23 protein-coding genes are annotated in these 24,399 nt (G+C 64.7%); 13 read left to right on the top strand and 10 right to left on the bottom strand.

The genetic code is table 11. The features are described 5' to 3' along the window. Window position 1 precedes the first annotated feature (1 nt). The 7 genes from YU3_RS0102000 to YU3_RS0102030 all read left to right on the top strand — a co-directional run bounded on the left by YU3_RS0102000 (window position 2) and on the right by YU3_RS0102030 (window position 5,386). Window positions 2–883 (top strand): cytochrome c oxidase subunit 3, encoded by an 882-nt coding sequence (locus tag YU3_RS0102000; protein WP_027164662.1) that lies wholly within the window; start codon window positions 2–4, stop codon window positions 881–883. A gap of 85 nt (window positions 884–968) precedes the next feature. Continuing rightward, window positions 969–1,355, top strand: a complete 387-nt coding sequence (locus tag YU3_RS0102005; RefSeq protein ID WP_027164663.1) for a DUF983 domain-containing protein — start codon at window positions 969–971, stop codon at window positions 1,353–1,355. Continuing rightward, on the top strand, window positions 1,352–2,107 hold the full coding sequence (locus tag YU3_RS0102010; protein ID WP_027164664.1) for an SURF1 family protein: 756 nt from the start codon (window positions 1,352–1,354) through the stop codon (window positions 2,105–2,107). The genes YU3_RS0102005 and YU3_RS0102010 overlap by 4 nt, the downstream gene beginning before the upstream one ends. A 135-nt stretch (window positions 2,108–2,242) precedes the next feature. Next, entirely contained in the window at window positions 2,243–3,247 is a 1,005-nt protein-coding gene (gene ispH, locus YU3_RS0102015) for a 4-hydroxy-3-methylbut-2-enyl diphosphate reductase (protein ID WP_027164665.1), read from the top strand. A 6-nt stretch (window positions 3,248–3,253) separates the two neighbouring features. Beyond that, complete coding sequence (locus tag YU3_RS0102020) at window positions 3,254–4,216, top strand: homoserine kinase (protein WP_027164666.1); 963 nt, start codon at window positions 3,254–3,256, stop codon at window positions 4,214–4,216. Continuing rightward, window positions 4,213–4,758, top strand: coding sequence for a ribonuclease HI (rnhA, locus tag YU3_RS0102025; protein ID WP_027164667.1), 546 nt, complete (start codon window positions 4,213–4,215; stop codon window positions 4,756–4,758). The genes YU3_RS0102020 and rnhA overlap by 4 nt, the downstream gene beginning before the upstream one ends. Window positions 4,759–4,792: 34 nt before the next feature. Next, entirely contained in the window at window positions 4,793–5,386 is a 594-nt protein-coding gene (locus YU3_RS0102030) for a histidine phosphatase family protein (RefSeq protein ID WP_027164668.1), read from the top strand. A gap of 3 nt (window positions 5,387–5,389) precedes the next feature. Here YU3_RS0102030 and YU3_RS0102035 read toward each other — a convergent pair whose 3' ends face one another. From YU3_RS0102035 to YU3_RS0102045, 3 genes are all read right to left on the bottom strand, one after another. After that, window positions 5,390–5,866, bottom strand: a complete 477-nt coding sequence (locus tag YU3_RS0102035; protein ID WP_027164669.1) for a DUF2938 domain-containing protein — start codon at window positions 5,864–5,866, stop codon at window positions 5,390–5,392. 100 nt (window positions 5,867–5,966) lie between these two features. Continuing rightward, entirely contained in the window at window positions 5,967–6,449 is a 483-nt protein-coding gene (locus YU3_RS0102040; protein ID WP_027164670.1) for a peroxiredoxin, read from the bottom strand. 84 nt (window positions 6,450–6,533) lie between these two features. Further along, window positions 6,534–7,340 (bottom strand): protein-disulfide reductase DsbD domain-containing protein, encoded by an 807-nt coding sequence (locus tag YU3_RS0102045; protein ID WP_027164671.1) that lies wholly within the window; start codon window positions 7,338–7,340, stop codon window positions 6,534–6,536. A 126-nt stretch (window positions 7,341–7,466) separates the two neighbouring features. Here YU3_RS0102045 and YU3_RS0102050 point away from each other — a divergent pair, with 126 nt between their 5' ends. After that, window positions 7,467–8,072 (top strand): YqgE/AlgH family protein, encoded by a 606-nt coding sequence (locus tag YU3_RS0102050; protein WP_027164672.1) that lies wholly within the window; start codon window positions 7,467–7,469, stop codon window positions 8,070–8,072. Between the two features lie 157 nt (window positions 8,073–8,229). Here the strand turns inward: YU3_RS0102050 and YU3_RS0102055 are convergent, their stop codons facing one another. The 4 genes from YU3_RS0102055 to thrC all read right to left on the bottom strand — a co-directional run bounded on the left by YU3_RS0102055 (window position 8,230) and on the right by thrC (window position 14,539). Next, window positions 8,230–11,091 carry an EAL domain-containing protein gene (locus tag YU3_RS0102055; RefSeq protein ID WP_027164673.1) on the bottom strand — a complete coding sequence of 954 codons (2,862 nt, stop codon included), beginning with the start codon at window positions 11,089–11,091 and terminating at the stop codon, window positions 8,230–8,232. A 29-nt stretch (window positions 11,092–11,120) separates the two neighbouring features. Next, entirely contained in the window at window positions 11,121–11,717 is a 597-nt protein-coding gene (locus YU3_RS0102060; RefSeq protein ID WP_027164674.1) for a GNAT family protein, read from the bottom strand. 117 nt (window positions 11,718–11,834) lie between these two features. Beyond that, window positions 11,835–13,127, bottom strand: a complete 1,293-nt coding sequence (locus YU3_RS0102065) for a pitrilysin family protein (RefSeq protein WP_027164675.1) — start codon at window positions 13,125–13,127, stop codon at window positions 11,835–11,837. A 14-nt stretch (window positions 13,128–13,141) separates the two neighbouring features. Beyond that, a complete protein-coding gene (gene thrC / locus YU3_RS0102070; protein ID WP_027164676.1) occupies window positions 13,142–14,539 on the bottom strand; it encodes a threonine synthase in 1,398 nt (465 codons plus the stop codon). 128 nt (window positions 14,540–14,667) lie between these two features. Here thrC and YU3_RS0102075 point away from each other — a divergent pair, with 128 nt between their 5' ends. After that, a complete protein-coding gene (locus YU3_RS0102075; RefSeq protein ID WP_027164677.1) occupies window positions 14,668–15,411 on the top strand; it encodes a hypothetical protein in 744 nt (247 codons plus the stop codon). Window positions 15,412–15,461: 50 nt separating this feature from the next. On the opposite strand, the gene YU3_RS0102080 is transcribed toward YU3_RS0102075, so the two are convergent. Further along, entirely contained in the window at window positions 15,462–16,151 is a 690-nt protein-coding gene (locus YU3_RS0102080) for an HAD family phosphatase (protein WP_027164678.1), read from the bottom strand. Window positions 16,152–16,324: 173 nt separating this feature from the next. On the opposite strand from YU3_RS0102080, the gene YU3_RS0102085 reads away from it, so the two are divergent. Beyond that, window positions 16,325–17,458: a site-specific DNA-methyltransferase gene (locus YU3_RS0102085; RefSeq protein ID WP_027164679.1), complete on the top strand. Its 1,134-nt coding sequence runs from the start codon at window positions 16,325–16,327 to the stop codon at window positions 17,456–17,458. A 44-nt stretch (window positions 17,459–17,502) separates the two neighbouring features. On the opposite strand, the gene YU3_RS0102090 is transcribed toward YU3_RS0102085, so the two are convergent. Beyond that, on the bottom strand, window positions 17,503–18,114 hold the full coding sequence (locus tag YU3_RS0102090) for an HAD family phosphatase (RefSeq protein WP_027164680.1): 612 nt from the start codon (window positions 18,112–18,114) through the stop codon (window positions 17,503–17,505). A gap of 10 nt (window positions 18,115–18,124) precedes the next feature. Continuing rightward, the gene (mutY, locus tag YU3_RS0102095) at window positions 18,125–19,246 is read right to left on the bottom strand and encodes an A/G-specific adenine glycosylase (protein WP_027164681.1); all 1,122 of its coding nucleotides are present in this window, start codon (window positions 19,244–19,246) and stop codon (window positions 18,125–18,127) included. 33 nt (window positions 19,247–19,279) lie between these two features. On the opposite strand from mutY, the gene YU3_RS0102100 reads away from it, so the two are divergent. The 3 genes from YU3_RS0102100 to smc all read left to right on the top strand — a co-directional run bounded on the left by YU3_RS0102100 (window position 19,280) and on the right by smc (window position 24,263). Continuing rightward, a complete protein-coding gene (locus tag YU3_RS0102100; protein WP_027164682.1) occupies window positions 19,280–19,789 on the top strand; it encodes a DUF721 domain-containing protein in 510 nt (169 codons plus the stop codon). 154 nt (window positions 19,790–19,943) lie between these two features. Continuing rightward, window positions 19,944–20,687, top strand: a complete 744-nt coding sequence (locus YU3_RS0102105) for a DsbA family protein (protein WP_027164683.1) — start codon at window positions 19,944–19,946, stop codon at window positions 20,685–20,687. A gap of 117 nt (window positions 20,688–20,804) precedes the next feature. Beyond that, the gene (gene smc / locus YU3_RS0102110) at window positions 20,805–24,263 is read left to right on the top strand and encodes a chromosome segregation protein SMC (protein ID WP_027164684.1); all 3,459 of its coding nucleotides are present in this window, start codon (window positions 20,805–20,807) and stop codon (window positions 24,261–24,263) included. Window positions 24,264–24,399 lie beyond the last annotated feature (136 nt).

Below are 24,399 nucleotides of genomic sequence, written 5' to 3' on the forward strand. Positions count from 1 at the left end.
TATGGCAGACGCGCACGCAAAACCACAACACGACTACCATCTCGTCAACCCCAGCCCGTGGCCTTTCCTGGGTTCGATCGGCGCGCTGATCACCGCCGTCGGCGGCGTCTGCCTGATGCAGTATCTGAAGGCCGGCAACTTCCCGGTCTTCGGCCACAACATCGCCAACCCGTGGCTGTTCTTCATCGGGCTGATCATCGTGCTCTACACGATGTTCGCCTGGTGGTCGGACACCATCAAGGAAGCGCATGAGGGTTACCACACGCGTGTCGTGTCGCTGCACCTGCGCTACGGCATGATCATGTTCATCGCCTCTGAGGTGATGTTCTTCGTCGCCTGGTTCTGGGCTTTCTTCGACGCCAGCCTGTTCCCCGGCGAAGCCTCGCAATACGCCCGCACCGCCTTCACCGGCGGCGTCTGGCCGCCGAAGGGTCTGGAGGTCCTCGACCCCTTCCACCTGCCGCTCTACAACACCATCATCCTGCTCCTGTCCGGCACGACGGTCACCTGGGCGCACCACGCGCTGCTGCATGGCGACCGCAAGGGCCTGATCAACGGCCTGGTGCTGACCGTCGGCCTCGGCATGCTGTTCACCATGGTGCAGGCCTACGAGTACATGCACGCTCCGTTCGGGTTCAAGGACTCGATCTACGGCGCCACTTTTTTCATGGCGACCGGCTTCCACGGCTTCCACGTCATCATCGGCACCATCTTCTTGGCTGTCTGCCTGGTGCGCGCCATGCGTGGCGATTTCACCCCGAAGCAGCATTTCGGTTTCGAGGCGGCCGCCTGGTATTGGCACTTCGTCGACGTGGTCTGGCTGTTCCTGTTCAGCGCGATCTATGTCTGGGCCTCGAACGGCGCGATGATCGAAGCGCATTGATCTAAGGTTTCCGAAACCCTTTGAAGGGCGGCTGCGGCGACGTGGCCGCCTTATCTTTTTGAGCGAAAGAGTCTACGGTGCCGACATGAGTGAAGACAAGGCGATCTGGCCACCCATCGACCCGATCTCGGCCGGCCTGCATGGCCGCTGCCCGCGCTGTGGCGAAGGCAAGCTGTTCCAGGGTTTCCTCACCGTCGGCAAGCGCTGCTACAATTGCGGGCTCGACTATTCCTTCGCCGATGCGGGCGACGGACCGGCGGTGTTCGTGATCCTGATCATCGGCTTCGTCGTCGTCGGCCTCGCATTGTGGATGGAGGTGACGTTCAACCCGCCGCTCTGGTTGCACTTCATGCTGTGGATACCGCTGGCGCTGGTGCTGTGCCTGGCGGCGTTGCGCCTGATCAAGGGCGTGCTGATCACCTTGCAGTATTCGAAGAAGGCCTCCGAGGGCAGGCTGGATTCCAACGAATGAACGGGACGACCGATCTGGTTGCCGGCCGTTCGCGGCCGCGCTCGGCGTTGCTCGTCGGGCTCGGCCTTGTGCTGTTCGCTATCTTGATCGGGCTCGGCACATGGCAGGTCCAGCGCCTGCACTGGAAGGAAGACCTGCTCGCGACCATCGACAAGCGCACCCATTCCGCACCGCTGACTCTGGCCGACGTGGAGAAGGAATTCGCCGCCTCCCACGATGTCGATTACACGCCCGTGACGGTGACCGGCACCTTCCTGCATCAGGGCGAGCGGCATTTCTTTTCCACCTGGCAAGGCGACAGCGGCTTCAACGTCTACACGCCCCTGCAGCTCGAGGACGGCCGCTTCGTGCTCGTCAACCGCGGCTTCGTTCCCTACGACCTCAAAGATCCTTCCACGCGCCGGCAGGGCGAGGTTGCCGGCAAGGTGACGGTCACCGGGCTCGCCCGCAATCCGCTGCCCGCAAAGCCATCGATGATGCTTCCCGACAACGATGTCGCCAAGAACATCTTTTTCTGGAAGGACCGCGACGTGATGGCCGCGAGCGCCGGCCTGCCGGCCGGTGCCGTGCTGGTGCCGTTCTTCGTCGATGCCGACAAGACGCCAAACCCTGGCGGCCTGCCGGTCGGCGGCGTCACTATCATCGATCTGCCGAACAACCACCTGCAATATGCCGTCACCTGGTACGGGCTGGCCGCCGCTCTCGCCGCCGTGCTGATCCTCAGGCTGCGCCGCCCGGCGAAAGAAGCGTGAAACCGGCCGCTCTTGACAGGGCAGGGGTGCGCACCTCATTTCGCCTTGAGCAATTCCAGGAAAAGTGTGGGCGGTTTCCCGTCCGGATTGCGTCAAAACAAACAGATAGATTCCGACTGAACCGGCCTTGCATCGATGATTGAGAAAAAGCCACCGTTGACGATCAGGCTCTGCCAGCCGCGCGGCTTCTGCGCCGGCGTCGACCGTGCCATCCAGATCGTAGTGCTGGCGCTGAAGAAATATGGCGCGCCGGTCTATGTCCGCCACGAGATCGTGCACAACCGGTACGTCGTCGAGGGGCTGCAGAGCCTGGGCGCCGTCTTCATCGAGGAACTGTCCGAAATTCCGCCGGAGCATCGCCAGTCGCCCGTGGTCTTTTCCGCGCATGGCGTGCCGAAGTCGGTGCCGGCGGATGCCCAGGCGCGCAATCTCTTCTACCTCGACGCCACGTGCCCGCTCGTCTCCAAGGTGCACAAGCAGGCGATGCGCCACCAGCGGCTCGGCCGCCATGTGCTTCTGATCGGCCATGCCGGGCACCCCGAAGTGATCGGCACGATGGGCCAATTGCCGGAAGGCGCCGTGACGCTGATCGAGACCGAGGCCGATGCGGCGCGCTTCGAGCCGGTCGATGCGTCGGCCCTGGGTTTCGTCACCCAGACGACCTTGTCGGTCGAAGACACCGCCGGCATCATCCGGGCACTCCAGGAGCGGTTCCCGCAATTGTATGCCCCAGCCGCCGAATCGATCTGCTATGCCACCACCAACCGCCAGGAAGCGGTGAAGGAGACGGCCGCCGGCGCCGATCTTTTCCTCGTCGTCGGCGCTCCCAATTCGTCCAATTCGCGTCGCCTTGTCGAGGTGGCGGAGCGCGCCGGCGCGACGACGTCGCTTCTGGTGCAGCGCGCTGCTGAAATTCCGTGGGATGAGATCGCGGCGATTAAGACGCTCGGCCTGTCGGCCGGCGCCTCGGCGCCGGAGATCATTGTCGACGAGATCATCGATGCGTTCCGGCAGCGCTTCGACGTCACCATCGATCTGGCTATCACGGCCACGGAAACGGAGGATTTTCCGGTGATGCGGGTCTTGCGCGATGTCGAACTGACGGCGGCCGACATGGCCTTCGTCAATGGAGCGGCGTGAAATCGGATGGCCGTCTACACCGATGTCACCGAAGGCGAACTGACCGCGTTCCTGAAAGCCTATCCGGTGGGCGAGCTGCTCTCCTACAAGGGCATCGCCGAAGGCACCGAGAATTCCAATTTCCTCGTCCACGCCTCGACCGGCTCCTACATTCTGACGCTGTATGAAAAGCGCGTCGACAAGGCCGACCTGCCGTTTTTTCTCGGCCTGATGGGCCATCTCGCCAGGAAAGGCATTTCCTGCCCGCTGCCGGTCACCGCGGACGATGGCACCGTCATCGGCACGCTGGCCGGCCGGCCCGCCGTCATCATCACCTTCCTCGAAGGCCTGTCGCTCCGGCGGCCGACGGCCGCGCATTGCGCGGAAGTCGGCAAGGCGCTCGCCAGCCTTCATCTTGCCGGCCAGGATTTTCAGATGAGAAGGCCGAACGCGCTGGCCATCGACGGCTGGCGCAAGCTGTGGGACGCCTCTCGCGACCGCGCCGATCAGGTCGAGCCGGGGCTTGCAGCCGAGGTCGACGCCGACTTCAGCGATTTCGAGCGCAACTGGCCGACGAACTTGCCGCAGGGCATCATCCACGCCGATCTGTTCCCGGACAATGTCTTCTTCCTCGGCGAGAAACTGTCGGGGTTGATCGACTTCTATTTCGCCTGCGACGATCTCTACGCATACGATGTCGCCACCTGCCTCAACGCCTGGTGCTTCGAGAAGGATTTTTCCTTCAACCTGACCAAGGGGACGGCGCTGCTGGCCGGCTACCAGTCGGTGCGGCCGCTCACGGGCGACGAGAAGGCGGCGCTGCCGATGCTGGCGCGCGGCTCGGCGCTGCGCTTCATGCTGACGAGGCTCTATGACTGGCTGACCATTCCCGATGGCGGGCTGGTGATGAAGCGCGATCCGACCGAATATATCCGCCGCATGCGCTTCCACCGCGCCATCAAGTCGCCATCCGAATACGGGCTGAGATGAACAAGCAGATCGAGATCTTCACCGACGGCGCCTGCTCGGGCAATCCCGGACCGGGCGGCTGGGGCGCGGTGCTGCGCTATAACGGCGTCACCAAGGAACTGTTCGGCGGCGAGGCCGAGACCACCAACAACCGTATGGAGCTGCTGGCCGCCATCACCGCGCTCAACGCGCTGAAGGAGCCTTGTGCGGTCGACCTCTACACCGACAGCAAATACGTCATGGACGGCATCTCCAAATGGATCCATGGCTGGAAGAAGAACGGCTGGAAGACCGGCGACAGGAAGCCGGTGAAGAATGGCGAGCTCTGGCAGGCGCTCGACGAGGCCAACCGGCGCCACAAGGTCACCTGGCACTGGGTGAAGGGCCATGCCGGCCACCCGGAGAACGAGCGCGCCGACGAACTGGCCCGGCAAGGCATGGCGCCGTTCAAGAGGGCCCCGGCCGTGTCTTCAGTACCTAGGCCTGCACCGGCGCCGAAACCGGCTGCGCCCGCCAAGCGGCCGGCAACTCCAAGGGCACGACGCTCGACGCAGAGTTATTGATTTCCGTGGCCCGCTCTGACCGGAGAAGCATGCCGTGCCGATCGCCTATTACATCACCCATCCGCAGGTCCGCATCGACACCAGCGTTCCGGTGCCGGAGTGGGGACTGTCCGATATCGGCAGGGCGAGGGCCGTTGCAATGCTCGGCCAGCCCTGGATCGGCTCGATCCGCCATATCGTGTCGTCCGCCGAACGCAAGGCTTTGGAAACGGCGGAAGTCCTGGCGCGGCATCTCGGCCTCACCGTCGAGGTAAGGGAGCGGATGCACGAGAACGACCGGTCGGCAACGGGCTTCCTGCCACCGCCCGAATTCGAAGCGGTCGCTGATCAGTTCTTTGCCCGGCCGCACGACAGCATCCGCGGATGGGAACGGGCGATAGACGCGCAGCAGCGTATCGCGAGCGAGGTCGAGGCCGTGCACGGCTCCGATCCAACCGGAGACGTGGCCTTCGTGGGCCATGGCGGCGTCGGAACGCTTCTGCTGCTTTTGCTCGATGGCCGCGAGATCAGCCGCATCGCGGACCAGCCGGCGGGCGGCGGCAACTACTTCGCCTACGATATCGGCGCGCGCCGACTTCTCCACGGATGGCGGCCGATCGATGGGCCGGCGCCGCATCACGGCATTTGATCGTCAGCGGATCAGCAGCGCCGTCGAGAACATGCCGAGCGCGAACACCGTGTGCGCCACGAGGTTGAGCGCGCGCACCTTCATCGGATTGGGCAGCCTGGATGCCGCCCAGCCCGCCCCCATGCCCGGCGCCAGCAGGAACCAGCCTGCCCCGACGGTGACGATGCCGAGGATGAAGGCCGGCAGGAATGTCGGCGCCGCCAGCCAGCCAGCGCCCGCGAACACCACCAGGATCACGCCGTAAAGGATGCCGACCAGATAGTGGAAGGCCCAGCCCAGCGCCTTTTCATGCGCATAGGGAGCGGCTTTGGCGATGTCGTCGTGGAAGACCCTTTCCGGCAAATGCCGGACCCAGCGCCCGACCATGCCCCACTTGGGCAGCGGCAGGCCGAACGCCTTGTTGAGGATGATCGCCCAGATATCCATGAACATCGTGGCCCCGATGCCGATCGCCACCGCGCGCCAGACGGTGTCGAGCATCAGAGCTTGATCCCGAAAAGTGGGAACCGGTTTTCGGACAAGATCATGCTCCAACAAAGAGTTAGATCAGGATGGCGGGTCAACGAAACGTCATCCTGATCTAGAGCTGCTCAAGGATTTTCGCCGCGCCGCTCTCGTCGACGCCCGGCTTGGTTTCGACATTGAGCGCGACGACCTTGCCGTCGTCGACGATCATCGAGAAGCGCTTCGAGCGCAGGCCCATGCCGGTTGCCGAAAGATCGTTGTCGAGCCCCACCGACTTGGCGAAATCGCCGCTGCCGTCGGCGAGGTAGAGGATCTTGCCTTCGCCGCCGGTGAACCGCGCCCAGGCGCCCATGACATGCACGTCGTTGACCGAGACGACCGCGATCGTATCGACGCCGCGCGCCAGGATGGCGTCATGGTTCTCGAGATAGCCCGGCAAGTGGTTGTTGCTGCAGGTCGGCGTGAAGGCGCCGGGGACGCCGAACAGCACGACCTTCTTGCCCGCAAATATTTCGGCGCTTGTGATCGGCTTTGCGCCGTCGTCGGTCATTACCTTGAAGCTCGATGCGGGCAGTTTTTCGCCAACCGAAATGGTCATTGGTTCCTCGCTTGCGAGATAGGGAAGATCGATGCCTTCGATATCGGACTGAGCGGGCTCCGGCAACTCTTCACGACCCCTGGATCAAGGGAAAGGCAGCAGTCCGTCAACCGAACCCTCGGCGCTGGTCAGCGTGTAATAGAGCCCGCCATCGGTCGGCGTCGCCGACGGCCGGTCGAGGATCGGCACGGTGAAGAGCAGCTTGCCATCCTTCTGGCTACGCACCGGCGCACCGAACATATAGTCGCGCTCGCCGGCGATGAAGAAGTCGACCGACGCCGGATCGCCGGGTGATTGCGCCTGGACGACAAGCGTCTCGTGGTCGCCGGACAGCACGCTGATGCCGAAATCGGGCCGGGCGGGAGAGGGCAGCGTCGCAAGCGCGGTCTTCACCAGCGCCGCGTCGGTTGCGTTGTCGGGATCGGAACCGGGATCGACGCTGAGCCGGGTCTGCACCGGAATGCAGATCGTCTCGCAGATGCCGAGGAAGATGTTGGCATCGATGGTCGCCGGCTGGTCGGGCGAAGACAGCGTGAACGTCACCGGCAGAGACACGGGGCGATCGTAGCCGGCCCACTTGCCATAGCCGTCGTCATGCCGTTGTGGCGGCGGGAACGACAACTGGGCGTTGGCGACATTGGTGCTGCCCGATATGTCGAGTTGCGGCGGCACGCCGGCATCGCCCGGATCGCGCCAATAGGTCTTCCAGCCAGGTTTCAGCGCGATGTCGAGCACGCCGTGGATCCTGCCGGCCTCGTCGGGCTTGCCGGTGGTCACCAGCCGCACCTTGCCGCCTTCGCTCTTGTACCAGATCGAGGAGGAGGCCTCGGCCGGGAGGCCGGTAGTCCACCCGAAAACGACGCCGAGAACCAGTATTTTCATGTATCGCATGGCGGTGATTTGACCGTCCGTTCTTGGCCGCGCAATGACCACGTCACTCTCCCGGTATCATATTTGCGTGACATCGGGGACTGGCACCATCTTTTCGGCGCTGCCGAAACGCGTTAGGCTTAACCCATGGACTTGCTGAAAAACAAGAAGGCTGCCGGACGCGGTTTCCTCGACGACCAGTTCCTGATCGCCATGCCTGGCATGAAGGACGACCGCTTCGCGCGCTCCGTCATCTACGTCTGCGCCCACAGCGACGAAGGCGCGATGGGCCTGATTATCAACCAGACGCAGCAGATGCTGTTTCCGGACCTGCTTGTGCAACTCGGCATCATGAACGAGCAGGAAGCGATCCGTCTGCCGGCGCATACGCGCGATTTCGTCGTGCGCAATGGCGGGCCGGTCGACCGCAGCCGCGGCTTCGTGCTGCATTCCGGCGACTACCGGGTGGAATCCTCGCTGAACGTCTCCGACGACATCTGCCTGACCGCCACGGTCGACATTCTGCGCGCCATCTCCACCGGGCGCGGCCCGCGCCATGCGCTGATGGCGCTCGGCTATTCCGGCTGGGGCGCCGGCCAGCTCGAAACCGAGATTGCGGAGAATGGCTGGCTCACCTGTCCTGCGACGCCCGAGCTGCTCTTCGACACCGACATCGAGCGCAAATACGACCGCATCCTGGCCTCGATCGGCATCGACCTCGCCCATCTGAGCGCCGCCGCGGGCCACGCCTGACCTATCCGCCGACGTAGAGGCTGTTTCGAAACTCGCTCATGCGAGTCATATGGTGGTGATTTCGAGAACCGGAGCGGAGCGTACTTGAAGTACGTGAGCACCGGAAGCGCAGAAAGCGCCGCCAGGTGGCCGCAGGAGTAGAGTTTCCAAACGGCCTCTAAGCCTGGGTCAGCGGATACTGCTCCCGCAGCGTCTTCAGCACCTGGTCGCCGGGCATCGGCGCGCCGAACATGAAGCTCTGGACATATTCGCAGCCCATCTGGCGCAACTCCAGCGCGTCGCTTTCGTCAGAGATGCCTTCCGCCACGACCGAAAGCCCCAGCTCATGCGCCATGTTGACCATGGATTTGAGCAGCACTGCGCGCTTCGGCGTCGTGTCGTCGACGAAGCTCTTGTCGATCTTGATCGTGTCGAAGGGGAAGCGCGTCAGGTAGGACAGCGATGAATAGCCGGTGCCGAAATCGTCGAGCGAGAGCCCGATGCCGAGCTGCTTGAGCTTGGTCAGCACATGCGAGGTCTGCTCGGGATTGTCCATCACTAGCGATTCGGTGAGCTCGAGCCGGAAGCAGCGCGGCTTCAGATTGGCGCGCGCGATCACCGAGCGCACGTCGCTGACCAGATCACGGCGGATGAGCTGGCGGCTGGACAGGTTGACCGAGACCGACAACGGCGCGTCGCCGATCTGCTTTTGCCAGCTCGCGAGGTCCTCGGCTGCCTGCTGCATGGCGAACAGGCCGAGCTGCACGATCAGCCCGCAACTCTCGGCCACCGGGATGAAGTCCCCCGGCGGGATCATGCCGCGGCGCGGATGGTCCCAGCGAAGCAGCGCCTCGAAGCCGGCGACGCTGCCGTCCTCCAGCCGCACGATCGGCTGATAGGCAAGCGTGAACTCGCGCCGCTCGATGGCGCGGCGAAGGTCGGATTCGAATTGCAGCCGGTCGGTGCCTACGGTGCGGAAGGCAGGCCGGAACGGCTCGATCCTGTCGCCGCCGAAGCGCTTGGCCTGGTGCATGGCAAGCTCGGCGTCCTTGACCATGTCCTCGGCCGTGGTCTGCGCCGTCGTCCAGGTGATCAGGCCGATCGAGGCGGTCAGCACGATCTCGCGCTTGGCGAAGGTGATCGGATTGTTGATCGCGTGCTTGATGGCATCGGCGATTGCGGCGATCCGGGCAGGGTCCTGCTCCGAAAGCAGCATCAGCGCGAACTGGTCGCCGGCAAAGCGCGACAGCGAATCCTTCGGCTTCAAGAGCCGGTGCAGCCGGCGCGCGACGGTCAGAAGAATGGTGTCGCCGGCGGAAATGCCAAGGCCGTCATTGACCTGCTTGAAGCGGTCGATGTCGATGATGAAGACCGTCGGGCGAACCTTTTCCTCGGTGCGGGCGATCGAGATGATCGCCTCCAGCCGGTTCATGAACAATTCGCGGTTCGGCAGGCCGGTCAAATTGTCGTGCACGGCATCGTGCAGCAGCCTTTCCTCGGATTTCTTCTGCTCGGTGACGTCGACCATGGTGCCGACGCAGCGGATCACCTCGCCGTCGGAGCCGATCACCGGGCGGGCGCGCAGCGAGAACCAGTGGTAGTGACCGTCGGCGCCGCGCAGGCGGAAGTTCTGCGAGACCTTGCCGCGGCGGTGCTCCAGCACGACGTCGAGCGTGGTGCGGAACGTGTCGCGGTCGTCGGAATGCAGCACCGGCAGCCAGTTGCGGGCGGCGCCGCCAAGGCTGTTGGGCGCAAGGCCGAGCTGCAGGCTGATGTCCGGCTTGGTCACCACGCGGTCGCGCAGCACGTCCCAGTCCCACACGGTGTCGCCCGAGCCGGCGACGGCGAGCGCCTGCCGCTCGAGATCGGAGAACAGGCCCTGGTGCAGCGCGCCGCCGGCAAAGGCATGCTGCATGACGGTGAAGCCGATGAGCAGGATGATCAGGATCAGCCCGCCGCCCAGCGCCGGCTGCGCGATGTCGTTGTCGAGCATGCCGGTGATCGCCATCCACGACCCGCATAGCCACAGCAGCACCATCACCCAACTCGGCACCAGCATGATAGCGCGGTCATAACCGCGAATGCCGAGGAAGATGATGAGGCCGAGACCGGTAAGCGCGGTGGCGGCAAAGGAGATGCGGGCAATGCCGGCGGCGACCGCCGGATCGACGATGGCCACGCCCGCGATCAAAAGCAGCCCGAGGATCCAGACCAGCGCGCCGTAGCTGAAATGGCCATGCCATCGGTTGAGGTTGAGATAGGCGAACAGGAACACCACGAACGTGCCTGCAAGCGCCACCTCTGTGCCGGCCCGCCATATCTGCTCGTTGCCGGGCGATATCTCGATGATCTTGTTGAGGAAACCGAAGTCGACGCAGATATAGGCGAGCACCGCCCAGGCGAGCGCCGCCGTCGCCGGAAACATCGAAGTTCCCTTGACCACGAAGAGGATCGTCAGGAACAGCGCCAGAAGCCCCGCGATGCCGATGACGATGCCGCGGAACAGCGTGTAGGAATTGACCGAGTCCTTGTAGGAATCCGGCTCCCAGAGATAGACCTGCGGCAGCTTGGGCGAGGCGAGCTCGGCGATGAAGGTCACCACCGTTCCGGGGTTCAGCGTCACCCGGAACACGTCGGCATCGGGGCTTGTCTGGCGGTCGAGCGCGAAGCCTTCGCTCGGCGTGATCGCGGCGATGCGCGTCGAGCCGAGGTCGGGCCAGAAGATACCGGAATTCACCAGGCGGAAATGCGGCGCGACGATCAGCCGGTCGAGCTGCTGGTCGGTGGTGTTTGCGAGCGCGAAGACGGCCCAGTCGCCGCTCGAGCGCGCGTCATTGGCTTCCACCTCGATGCGCCGCACGATGCCGTCGGGCCCCGGTGCGGTTGAGACCTGGAAATTCTCGCCCTGGTTCCGGTAGATCTGCACGGCGCCTGAGAGGTCCAGCGCCTTGTCGTCGCGCGCGATCTTGATCGGCTCCACAGCCAAAGCCGGCGTCGCCGCCGAAAACGTGACGATGACCGTCAGGATAAGGGCGAACAGCGACGCGAATCGCGAAATAGTCGTCACATTCAGCCCTTCGTTCCATCGCCCGGCGGATCGTCCGCGATCCGGGCGTAGAGGTAGTGGTCCTGCCAGATGCCATTGATCCTGAGATAGGATCTTAAGAGTCCTTCGCGCCGGAATCCGGCTTTTTCAAGCACGCGGATCGACCGGGCGTTTTCGGGAATACAGGCAGCTTCGATCCGGTGCAACCGCAGCGTATCGAAGGCAAAGCGCGACACCAGCTTGACCGCCTCGGTCATCAGGCCGCGGCTGCCGAAACGTTCGCCTATCCAGTAGCCGATATGGCCGCTTTGCGCGACGCCGTGGCGGATGTTGCCGAGCGTGATGCCGCCGGCAAGCTTGCCGCTCGATTTTTCGAAGATGAAGAAGGCGATGGCCGTGCCTTGCGCGTAATCCTCGCGGTAGCGGCTGATGCGCAGCCGCCAGGCGGTGCGGTCGAGCTCGTCCGGCTGCCAGCGCGGCTCCCAGGGTTCCAGGAAGGCGCGGCTCTCGCCGCGCACCGCCGACCATTCGCGGTAGTCGTTGGTCAAGGGCACCCGCAGGGTGACCTTGTCACCCTTCAGCGCCGGCAGGTCGCGGCGGAAGAAAGGGAGCGCGAACACGGCGTTTATTCTAAGCGAATATTCGTGGGATGCCCCACGAATATCCGCCTAGATTCCCTGATTTCTCGCAGGTTCCGATCGCAAAACCGTGGGACACTTTTGCGGACCTGTTTAGGGTCAGACGGCGAGCCGGCGCGCCGTCGTCTGCGGACCCGCAAGCGATTCGAGGATCGCCTCGTAGGGCGCAAGCGTGCCCACGGGACCGACCGCGGTAAGCGTCGGCTTGGTCGAGAACAGCCGTGAGGAGAGGTCGGTCAGGCGCTCGACGGTCAGCGCCGAAAGCCGCTCCATCAATTCCTCCTTGGCGATCGGCCGTCCGAACAAAAGCAGCTGCCGGGCGATCTGCGAGGCGCGGCTTGCCGGGCTTTCGGCCGACATGATGAGGCCGGCGCGGTACTGCGCCCGCGCCCGTTCGAGTTCTTCCTGCAGGATGCTTTCGCCGGCCTTCTGCAATTCGCCTATGATCACCGGCACAAGCTTGGCGATGTCGCTCTGCCCGGTCGCGGCGTGCACGCCGAAAATGCCGGTGTCGGAGAAGCCCCAGTGGAAGGCATAGACCGAGTAGCACAGGCCGCGCTTCTCGCGCACTTCCTGGAACAGCCTCGACGACATGCCGCCGCCCAGGATCATCGACAGCACCTGCGAGGCGTAGAAATCGCGCACGTGGTAGGCGCGGCCCTCGAAACCGAGCACGATCTGCGCGTCCATCAGGTCGCGATCCTCGCGGAAGTCGCCGCCGACATATTGCGCATATTGCGGGATATTGCCCGCCGCCTTGGCGCGGAAGCCGCCGAGCCGCTTTTCGACCTCGCGCACGAAGTCGTCGTGCTTGACGTCGCCGGCCGCCACGATGACCATTCGCTCGGCGTCGTATTGCCGCTCGATGAAGTCGTGCAGTTGCCTGGAGGTGAAGGATTTGACCGTCTCCGGCGTGCCCAGGATCGAGCGGCCGATGGTCTGGTGGCGGAAGGCTGTTTCGGTGAAGCGGTCGAAGACGATGTCGTCGGGCGTGTCGTGCGCGGCGCCGATCTCCTGCAGGATCACATGCTGCTCGCGCTCAAGCTCCTCCGGATCGAATTCGGATTCCTGCAGGATGTCGGCCAGGATATCGACCGCCAGCGGCACGTCGTCGGACAGTACCCTGGCATAGTAGGAGGTCGTCTCGACGCTGGTGGCGGCGTTGATCTCGCCGCCGACATTCTCGATTTCCGAGGCGATCTCGAAGGCGCTGCGGCGCTTCGTGCCCTTGAACGCCATGTGCTCGAGCAGATGGGCCATGCCATGCTCTTCGTCGCGCTCATTGCGAGCGCCTGACTTCACCCAGGCCCCAAGGGCAACGGATTCGATGCTTGGAAGGGTTTCGGTGGCGACTGTCAGGCCGTTCGACAGACGGCTTACCTCAACACCCATATGGCAAATACTCCCTAACGCGCCGCCCGCGTGTGGCGGCTTACGTATTCTTCCACCATTTTCAGCTCGGATGGAAGTATCGTGTATTTTTCGTCGGCTGTCATCAAGCCGCCTAGCCATGCGGGCAGGACAGGAGCGATGCCGCTGGCGGCCTCGACCGCCGCTGGGAATTTCGCCGGATGCGCGGTGCCGAGCACCACCATGGGCACCGGGCCCGAGGCATGGGCGGCTGCGACATGAACGGCGGCCGCCGTATGGGGATCGAGTAGGTAGTTGCTCGCTTCGAGCGTTGCGCGCATGGTAGCTGCGACCTCGTCGACGGTAGCGCGGCCGGCGTCGAATTCGGCGCGGATGCGCTCGAGTTCACCGGCCTCGATGGTGAAGGCGCCGGACTGCTTCAGCCCGTTCATGTAGCGCGTGACCGTCTCGGCATCGCGGCCGGCCGCCTCGAACAGCAGGCGCTCGAAATTCGACGAGACCTGGATGTCCATCGACGGCGAGGTCGTGGCGAACACGCCCTTGGTGCGGTATTCGCCGCCGGCAAGCGTGCGCGCCAGAATGTCGTTGTCATTGGTGGCGATAATCAGCCGCTCGATCGGCAAACCCATACGCTTGGCGGCGTAACCGGCGAAAATATCGCCGAAATTCCCGGTCGGCACGGTGAAGGATATTGGCCGGTCCGGCGCGCCGAGCGACAATGCCGACGAAAAATAATAGACGATCTGGGCCATGATGCGGGCCCAGTTGATCGAATTGACGCCCGACAGCGACACTCGGTCGCGGAAGGCGTGATCGTTGAACATGTCCTTCACCAGCCCCTGGCAGTCGTCGAAATTGCCTTCGACCGACAGAGCATGGACGTTTGCCGCGCTCGACGTCGTCATCTGGCGCTGCTGCACCGGCGAGACCTTGCCGTGCGGGAAAAGAATGAAGATGTCGGTGCGGTCGCGTCCGGCGAAGGCGTCGATCGCGGCGCCTCCGGTGTCGCCCGAGGTGGCGCCGACGATGGTGGCGCGCTGTCCGCGCACGGAAAGCACATGGTCCATCAGCCGCGCCAGCAACTGCATCGCCACGTCCTTGAAGGCCAGGGTCGGGCCGTGGAACAGTTCAAGGATGAAGGTGTTTTTCCCGGTCTGCACCAGCGGGCATACGGCTTCATGCCGGAAGGTCGCGTAGGCCTCGCGCACCAGCCGTTCGAAGATGGGCGCCGCGATCTCGCCGTCCAGGAACGGCGTCAGCACGCGGATGGCAAGGTCCGGATAGGCAAGCCCGCGCATGGCGCGGATGTCGGCGGCGGAAAACTGCGGCCATTCGCGCGGCACGTAGAGCCCGCCGTCGCGCGCCAGCCCGGCCAGCACCGCGTCGGAAAATCCAAGCACGGGCGCATCCCCGCGAGTACTCACATATTGCATCGTACAAGGCCCATTGCTGCTGTTCGCGTCATCCACGGCAATTGGTTAATTTTCCCAGGCGGCTCAGTCGCATTTTTGCCGCGCGGTTGCTATACGTCACCGGCTTTATAAGAGGGAAGTGCAGTTTCATGGCGTTTTATTCGGTCAACCGTCGTTTTGTCGCGGGTCTGGCGCTCACTGGCTTTATGCTTGCCGCCGCCGGCTGCCAATCGGGCGACAATGGCATTCTTGACTTCGGTTTGACCAAGAAGGATCCGACCGCGCCGCCGCCGCCGCAGGATCCCAAGATACTTGCCAGTCAGTTGCAGGCCTATTGCCCGAAAGTGACGCTGCGCGAAGGCACAGCCTATTTCAACACCTATGCCAGGGGCACGGCCGCGAAGCCCAGGAAAAAGAAGGTTGATGCCACGGCGGAAGCTGAGGCCGACGCAGCCGCCGCGGCGGCCCAGACCGCACCCAACGGCCAACCCGTCGACCCCGATCACGATCCGTCGAAGATCATCTACCAGGCCTCGGTCACCGACGTGACGCGCGATTGCACCCACGCCAACGGTCAGATGTCGATGAAGATCGCCGTCGCCGGCAAGGTCGTGCCGGGGCCATTGTTCACGCCCGGCACCATCACCATGCCGATCCGCATCGCCGTACAGCATGGCGACGAGGTGCTTTATTCGCAACTGCACCCGTATCAGGTGCAGGTCACCGACCCGTCGGCCGCCACCCAGTTCGTCTTCGTCGACAGCAATGTCGTGGTGCCGGAGCCGACCGCGCGCGACTATCAGGCCTATGCCGGCTATGACGAGAACACGCCGGCCCAGGCTGCAGAAAAGTCCAAGGGCAAGAGGAAGAAGAGCGCTCCGGCGACGAACTGAGGCGGCAGAGATCGCCGCACCGGTTTCGGGAATGTAAGGTCCGAGGACGCTCAGGCGTCTTCCGACCACTCCGACAGCGCCGCGATCGTGCTGTTGAGCTCCGCCCAGCGCCGGATGACCGTCTCGGCGCCGGCCTCGGTCAGCGCATCGGCGTGCCCTGGATAGCTGTGCCCGGCGCCGGTGAAACCGATGACGCGCATGCCGGCCGCCCTGGCTCCGGCGATGCCATGCACGGAATCCTCGATGACGAAGGTGTTCTTCGGGTTGGCGCTGAGCTTTTCGGCGGCGTAGAGGAACACGTCCGGCGCCGGCTTGGTCTTCTTGCTGGGGATGTCCAGCCCCGAAAAGATGCGGCCGGCAAAAAACGGCAGCAGCCGCACCTTCTCCAGCATGAATTCGACCCGCTCGGTGCGTGAATTGGAGCAGACCGCGCGTGGCGCGGTGACGGCCGCAACCGCCTCGCGGGCGCCGTCGATGATGCGTACGTCGGAGCGCAGCTTGCGGTCGACCAGTTGCTCTGCGCGGTCGATCAGCGAGGCCTGGAACGGGATCTGCGACTTTTCCTCGACCCGCAGCATGATGTCTTTGAAGGTCAGCCCGGCATAGGTCTCGGCAAGCTCTTCCGCCGAGATCTCGAATCCGGCCGACGTCAGAAGCTCGGCCTCGACGCGCGCGGCGATGATTTCTGAATCGACGAGCACGCCGTCGCAATCGAAAATGACAAGATCTGGCTGGGGCATGGCAATCCGGAAAAGTTGGGGAGGGGCCTCACTGGCTCAAGCGGCGCGGCATACACCAATGGGCCGGCCTTCGCAAACCGCGTGAGCTGGGGTCTCGGGCCTTCACCGAATGTTTACGCTGATCGGTAACCATAACAGCCAGTAAACCGTAACGCGTTCCTTTGGGTGTTTTGATGTCTGCTGTGCGTCTTCTCGACGAGCTTTCCCATGCTGCCCAGCAGTCCGAATGGCTGGACACCATCCTGAAAGGCGATTGCGTCGCCGCGCTGGACAGGCTGCCGGAAAAGTCGATCGACATCATCTTCGCCGACCCGCCCTACAATTTGCAGCTCGACGGCGACCTGCACCGGCCCGACCAGTCCAAGGTCGACGCCGTCGACGACGACTGGGACCAGTTCGAGAGTTTCGAGGCCTATGACGCCTTCACCCGGGCCTGGCTGCTGGCGGCGCGTCGCGTGCTGAAGCCCAGTGGCACCATCTGGGTCATCGGCTCCTACCACAACATTTTTCGCGTCGGCGCCCGCATGCAGGATCTCGGCTTCTGGATCCTTAACGACATCGTCTGGCGCAAGACCAACCCGATGCCGAATTTCCGAGGCCGCCGTTTCCAGAACGCGCATGAGACGATGATCTGGGCCTCGCGCGACCAGAAGGCCAAGGGCTACACCTTCAACTATGAGGCGCTGAAGGCCTCGAACGACGATTTGCAGATGCGCTCCGACTGGCTGTTCCCGATCTGCACCGGCGGCGAGCGCCTCAAGGACGAGAACGGCAACAAGGTGCATCCGACGCAGAAGCCGGAAGCCCTGCTTGCCCGCATCATGATGGCCTCGACCAAGCCGGGCGATGTCGTGCTCGATCCCTTCTTCGGCTCGGGCACCACCGGCGCGGTTGCCAAGCGCCTTGGCCGCCACTTTGTCGGCATCGAGCGCGAGCAGGCCTATATCGATGCGGCCAACGAGCGCATCGCCGCCGTTCGCCCGCTGGAAAACGCCGATCTGACCGTGCTTTCGGGCAAGCGCGCCGAACCGCGTGTCGCCTTCATCAGCCTGATCGATAACGGCCTGGTCGTGCCGGGCGTCACGCTCTACGACGCCAAGAAGCGCTGGGCGGCAAAGGTGCGCGCCGACGGCACGCTGGCCATCGGCGACAGCGCCGGCTCCATCCACAAGATCGGCGCCGAAGTGCAGGGGCTGGATGCCTGCAACGGCTGGACCTTCTGGCACTACGAGCGCAGCGGCGGTCTCACCCCGATCGACGAGCTGCGCCGCATCGCCCGCCTCGGCATGGAGCGGGCAGGCGCCTGATCCGTTGAATCAAGACTTCAACGGATCGCTGCAAGCGATTCAGTTCAGGCCGCAATCCCGAGCCGTTGAAGGTCCGCTTGAAGTGTCCTGGCGTCGATGAACAGCACCGCTTGCCAGCCTGCCGCCCTGGCGCCGTCGACATTCTTCTGGCTGTCGTCGATGAACAGCGATGCCGCAGGCTCGAGTCCGAACGAAGCGGCGTGATGGTCGTAGATCCTGCGATCGGGCTTGATCAGGCCGATCTCGGCGGACACCGTTATGCCGCGTGGGCGATCGAGGAATGGAAAACGGCCCCGTGCCTCGACGAACGTGTCGGCGGCCCAATTGGTCAGCAGCGTCACGTCGTGGCCGGTGTCGATAAGCCTCTCTAGGACGGCAACGCTGTCGTCATAGGCATGCGGTGCCATTTCGTGCCAGTGGCGACGGAAATTGCGGATGTTTTCCGTGTGATCCGGATGTTCTGCGATGGCAAGCGCCTCTGCCTCTTCCCAGGTGCGGCCGCGGTCCTGCTCGATGTTCCAGTCATGCGTGCAGACATTGTCGAAGAACCATTTCCGCTCCGTCTCGTCGGGAATCAGCCGGCTGAACGGAATGTTGGGATCGTAATGGACCAGCACCTTGCCGATGTCGAAAACGATGTGGCGGATTTCAGTCATGGAGCCTCGTTCAATGCGGGCGTTGCTTCTTCGTCGCGCCGGGTATCGCCGCTTCGATTGCCTTTTTCATGACGGTCGGCAGCGCCTCCCCGGAAATCTCGTGGGCCAGCGACCAGAAATGCCCGTCCGGCGCCTCACCCTTGACGGGGGCATGGAAGATTTCGAGTTCGAGCGCGAAATGGGTGAAGACATGGCCGATCTGCCCGGCGCGCCGCCAATCGGCGGAAAACGGCGCGGCGTCGGCCGTCGTCGCTCCGTCAATCCGCGCCGTCCAGCCGGTCGTCGGCACTTCGGTCATGCCGCCGAGCAAGCCCTTCTCCGGCCGCTTGCGCAGCAGGATGGCGCCATCGCCGCGCTCGGCGACGAAGGCGGCACCCTTGCGCAGCGGCTTGTCGTCTTTCGGCACGCGGACCGGAAAACGTTCCGGATCGCCGGTGAGAACGGCGCTGCAATCCTCGCGCACCGGGCAGAGCATGCAGCGCGGCCGCTTCGGCGTGCAGATCGTCGCGCCCAGGTCCATCATCGCCTGGGCAAGATCGCCGGGCCGCGTCTGCGGCACCAGCTTTTCGACCAGCGCGCGGATCTCGGGCTTGGCCTCGCTGAGCGGCGTTTCGATCGAATGGAGCCGGGTCATGACCCGCTCGACATTGCCGTCGACGACCGCCGCCGGGCGGTCGAAAGCGATCGCCGCGATCGCCGCCGCGGTATAGGCGCCGATTCCCGGCAATTCCCGGAGCCCGGCCTCGGTGTCGGGGAAATGGCCGCCCCGCAGCGCCACAAGATCGGCGCAGGCTTTCAGGTTGCGCGCCCTGGAATAATAGCCGAGCCCGGCCCAGGCCTTCATCACGTCCTCGGCGGGCGCCGCCGCCAGCGCCTCGACCGTCGGCCATTTCTCGACGAAGTTGCGGAAATAGGCTTTTACCGCCTCGACCGTGGTCTGCTGCAGCATCACTTCGGACAGCCAGACGCGGTAGGGATCGGCCCTTGCGCCGCCCGCAAATGCGCCGGGCGTGATGCGCCAGGGCAGGTCGCGGTGATGCGCGTCGTACCAGGCAAGCAGGCGGGACGCGATGCCCGTATCGCCGGGTGCGGCCTGTCTTGATGCCTTGCGGGTCTGATCTAGCGGTGCCATTGATCGGATGAGCTGGGAGACTGGAGAACGCACATGGCAGGGAAAAGGCCCTTCGGCAATCCCGTTCCGGTGAGCGATCTCGCGACCGAGATCCTCGATCCGGTGCTGAGGAAGCGCGCCGGCATCTCCATCGGGCTGGTGCAGTCCTGGGAAGAGATCGCGGGGCCGCGCCTTGCCAGCCACTCGCGGCCGGAAAAGATCCAGTGGCCGCGCCGCCTGCATGAGGACGACCCGTTCGAACCGGCGACGCTGATCATCGCTTGCGAGGGCATGGCGGCGCTTCATTTGCAGCATGAGGCCGGCGAGGTCATCAACCGCGTCAACGCCTTCCTGGGCTTCAACGCGGTCGGCCGCATCAAGATCCTGCAAAAGCCGGTGCTTTCGCAAAAGGCGCGGCCGAAGCCGGCGCCGCGACCTTTGAGCGAGGTGGAGAAATCGAAGCTTTCGCATATGGTCGGCAAGATCGAGGATGACGGCCTGCGTGCTTCGCTGGAGCGGCTCGGCGCCACAATTATGGGTGTAAGGAAGCCCAAAGGGTCTTAAGAAGCGTCATGAATGCGTCGCCAATCTCGCGCATTCGTGATGCCGATGATCAAGTTCCGCGATTGGATTGGGGATCGCGATGCCTTAATTCGCGCCAACTCTCGCCTTTTCTAGCCTTTGCATTGCAAAATCCAACCGATATCAGGTGATTCGCATGAACCGTGCCCCGTTTGGCAAAAGCTTGTCCCGCAGAAACCTTCTGACCACGCTGGCTGCTGTTCCTGCGGTGGCGCTGCTAGCCGCATGCAGCGACTCGGGCGAGGACGCGAAGGCGGCCGATGTGAAGCCCGCCAACCCGTCGACGCCAGCCAAGCCGGCCACGCCGGCGGCCGCTCAGGTGCCGGAAGCGCAGGGCACCGTCGACATGGCGGAACTGCTCAAGCCCGGCGCGCTGCCCGACAAGCAGCTCGGCAAGGACGACGCCAAGGTCACCATCGTCGAATACGCGTCGATGACCTGCCCGCATTGCGCGCATTTCAACGACACCACATTCCCTGAGTTGAAGAAGAAGTATATCGACACCGGCAAGGCCCGTTACATCCTGCGCGAATTCCCGTTCGACCCGAGCGCCGAGGCCGGCTTCATGCTGGCGCGCTGCTCCAAGGACAACTACTTCGCCATGGTCGACGTGCTGTTCAAGCAGCAGCCGAGCTGGGTTGGCGTCAACAACACCAAGGAAGCGCTGCTGCAGATATCCAAGCTGGCTGGTTTTACACAGGAGTCCTTCGAGGCCTGCTTGACGGACCAGAAACTTCTGGACGATGTGAGAGCGGTCCAGAAACGCGGAGCGGACGAGTTCAAGGTCGACTCGACGCCGACGTTCTTCATCAACGGAAAGACCTACAAAGGGGCGATGTCGATTGAGGAAATGTCGGCCATCATCGACCCTCTGCTCTGACATCCAGGCCGCGCCGGAGCGGCTGGGCTTTGGCGCGTACGGCCCGTTGTCTCGCCGCGGGTTCTTGTCGCAAAACCGCGGAACATTTTTGCGGAACCCGCTTGAGGAGCGGCGCGAATGAAGTTTTCGCGCCTTCGCCTCCTCGGTTTCAAATCCTTCGTCGAGCCCGGCGAGTTCGTCATCGAACGCGGGCTGACCGGCATTGTCGGGCCGAACGGCTGCGGCAAGTCGAACCTCGTCGAAGCGCTGCGCTGGGTGATGGGCGAAAGCTCCTACAAGAACATGCGCGCCTCCGGCATGGACGATGTGATCTTCTCCGGCTCGGGCGCGCGCCCGGCGCGCAACACCGCCGAAGTCACGCTTTTCCTCGACAATACCGACCGCACCGCGCCCTCCGCCTTCAACGACGCCGACGAATTGCAGGTGTCGCGCCGCATCGAGCGCGAGGCGGGCTCGCTCTACCGCATCAACGGCAAGGAAGCCCGCGCCAAGGACGTGCAGCTTCTGTTCGCCGACCAATCGACCGGTGCGCGTTCGCCCTCCATGGTCGGCCAGGGCCGCATCGGCGAGCTGATCCAGGCCAAGCCCCAGGCTCGCCGTGCCCTGCTGGAAGAGGCCGCCGGCATCTCCGGCCTGCACACGCGCCGCCATGAGGCGGAGCTTCGGCTGAAGGGCGCGGAGCAGAACCTCGAGCGGCTCGACGATGTCGTCGGCGAGCTGGAAGGCCAGATCGAAAGCCTGAAGCGCCAGGCGCGCCAGGCCTCGCGCTTCAAGAACCTCTCGGCCGATATCCGCAAGGCCGAAGCGACGCTGCTGCATCTGCGCTGGACACTGGCCAAGACCCAGGAAGGCGAGGCGCGTTCCGCTCTTGCGGTTGCGACCACGCTGGTCGGCGACCGCGCCGCCGCCCAGATGGCGGCCGCCAGGGAGCAGGGCATCGCCGCGCACCGGCTGCCGGACCTGCGCGACGCCGAAGCCACCGCTGCCGCCGCCTTCCAGCGCCTGTCGATCGCCAAGACGCAGATCGAGGAAGAGGCCGGCCGCATCCGCGCGCGCCAGACCGAGCTCGAACGCCGGCTGCAGCAGCTCGACGCCGACATCGCCCGCGAGGAGCGGATGGTGCGCGACAACGCCGATATCCTCGAGCGTCTGCGCACCGAGGAGGCCGAGCTCAATTCGGAGAACGCCGGCGCCGCCGAGCGCGAGGCGACCACGCGCGCCGCTTTCGAGCAGGCCGGCGCGACGCTGTCGCAAAGCGAGGCAAGGCTCGCCGCGCTGACCGCCGAACGCGCCGAGGCGGCTGCCTCGCGCCACCAGACCGAGCGCACCTTGCGCGAGACCGCGGAGCGCCGCGATCGTTTTGCCCGCCAGCTCGCCGAGGTCGACCGCGAGCTCTCCGACATCGTTTCGCGCATTGCCGGCCTGCCCGATCCCGCCGAGAAGCAGCTTCTGGTCGAGGATGCGCTGGCGCGGCTGGAAGAGAGCGAGGCCGGCGCCATCGCCGCCGAGCAGGCGGTCGCCGAAACCCGCGCCGCCGAAAGCGCCGCCAGGCCGCCGCTGCAGGATGCCAGGGCGGAACTCGCGCGCATCGAGACCGAAGCGCGCACGCTGGCCAAAATCCTCAACGCCGCGAGCGGCGACCTTTTCCCATCGGTGCTGGAGCAGATCAGCGTCGAGCGCGGCTACGAAACGGCGCTTGGCGCGGCCCTTGGAGAGGATCTCGACGTCCCGCTCGACCGCAGCGCCCCGGTGCATTGGGGTGAGAGCGTGGTTCAGCCCGGCGACGCGGCGCTGCCCGAAGGCGTGAAAAGCCTTGCCAGCGTCGTGCGCGCGCCGGCGCAGCTTGCGCGCCGCCTTGCGCAGATCGGCATCATCGATGTCGCCGAAGGCCGCCGCCTTCAGGCGCAGCTGGCGCCCGGCCAGCGGCTGGTCAGCCGCGATGGCGCGCTATGGCGCTGGGACGGTTTGACGGCGAGCGCGGATGCCCCGACGGCCGCCGCGCAGCGGCTGGCGCAAAAGAACCGTCTGGCCGAGCTCGATGCCGAGGCCGTGCAGGCCACCCGCGTCCTGCGTGAGGCCGAGGAGGCGCTGGCGCGTGCCGAGCAGGCGATGCGCCAGGCAAGCGAGGCCGAGCGCAACGCGCGCCAGGCCGGCCGCGACGCCCAGCATGCCCTGGATGCCGCCCGCAATGCGCTGGCCGAGGCCGAGAGGGCCGGCGGCGAGCTGGTGAGCCGGCGCGCTGCCTTGGATGACGCCCGCGCGCGCATCGTCGACAGCCATGAAGAGACGCAAGCCGCCTTCCTCGAAGCCGAGGAGATGCTGAAGGACGCGCCCGATCTCGGCGATCTCCAATTGCAGCTCGAACAGGCTTCCGCCAATGTCTCGCGCGACCGCGCCACGCTTGCCGATGCGCGCGCCGTGCATGAAGGGCTGCGGCGCGAAGCCGAGGCGCGCATACGCCGGCTCGACGCCATCGGCGCCGAGCGCGGGAACTGGCTGGAGCGGGCCGAGAACGCCTCGACGCAGATCGCCGCCCTTGGCGAGCGCAAGGCCGAGGCCGAAGCCGAGCGCGAAAGGCTGGCCGATGCGCCCGACGAGATCGACGCCAAGCGCCGCGCCCTGCTGACGCAGCTTTCCGAGGCCGAAGCGCTGCGCCAGGCCGCCGGCGACCGCCTGCAGGAGGCGGAAAACAAGCAGGCCGAGCTCGACAAGGCGGCCACCGCCGCCATCCAGTCGCTCGCCGAGGCGCGCGAAACCCGTGTCCGTGCCGAGGAGCGTCTCACCGCGGCGGATGAACGCCGCGCAGAGGTCGAGGCGCGCATCCAGGAGGCGCTGAACACGCCGCCGCATCTGGTCTTCAAGCATACCGGCCTCGAAGCCGACGATCCGATGCCCGACATGGCCGAGATCGAACGCCAGCTCGACCGGCTGAAGATCGAGCGCGAGCGGCTCGGCGCCGTCAATCTGCGCGCCGAGGAAGAGCAGAAGGAATTGTCGGAACGCCTGGAAACCATCATTTCCGAGCGCGAGGACATCATCGAGGCGATCCGCAAGCTGCGCCAGGCGATCCAGAGCCTCAACCGCGAGGGCCGCGAGCGGCTGCTGTCGGCCTTCGAAGTGGTCAACGGCCATTTCCAGCGGCTGTTTGCGCATCTCTTCGGCGGTGGCACGGCCGAGCTGCAGCTCATTGAGTCTGAAGATCCGCTGGAAGCAGGGCTGGAAATCCTCGCCCGGCCGCCCGGCAAGAAGCCGCAGACCATGACGCTGCTTTCCGGCGGCGAGCAGGCGCTGACGGCGATGTCGCTGATCTTCGCCGTCTTCCTCACCAACCCGGCGCCGATCTGCGTGCTCGACGAGGTCGACGCGCCGCTCGACGACCACAATGTCGAGCGCTTCTGCAATCTGATGGACGAGATGTCGAAGACGACGGAGACCCGCTTCGTCATCATCACCCACAACCCGATCACCATGGCGCGCATGGACCGCCTGTTCGGCGTCACAATGGCCGAGCAGGGCGTCAGCCAACTCGTGTCAGTTGATCTGCAGGCCGCCGAGGCGATGCGCGAGGCGAGCTGAGAGCTCAGGCTTCGGTCAGGCTGTAGGGGTGCCGGTTCTCGGAAAAATCATGCTTCAGCAAAGAGTTAGATCGGGATGCCGGTTCAAGGAAACGTCATCCTGAGCTAAAGCATGTCTCCCGAAAGTGGGACCGGTT

The sequence above is a fragment of the Mesorhizobium sp. WSM3224 genome, assembly GCF_000427725.1.
Taxonomy (GTDB): domain Bacteria; phylum Pseudomonadota; class Alphaproteobacteria; order Rhizobiales; family Rhizobiaceae; genus Mesorhizobium.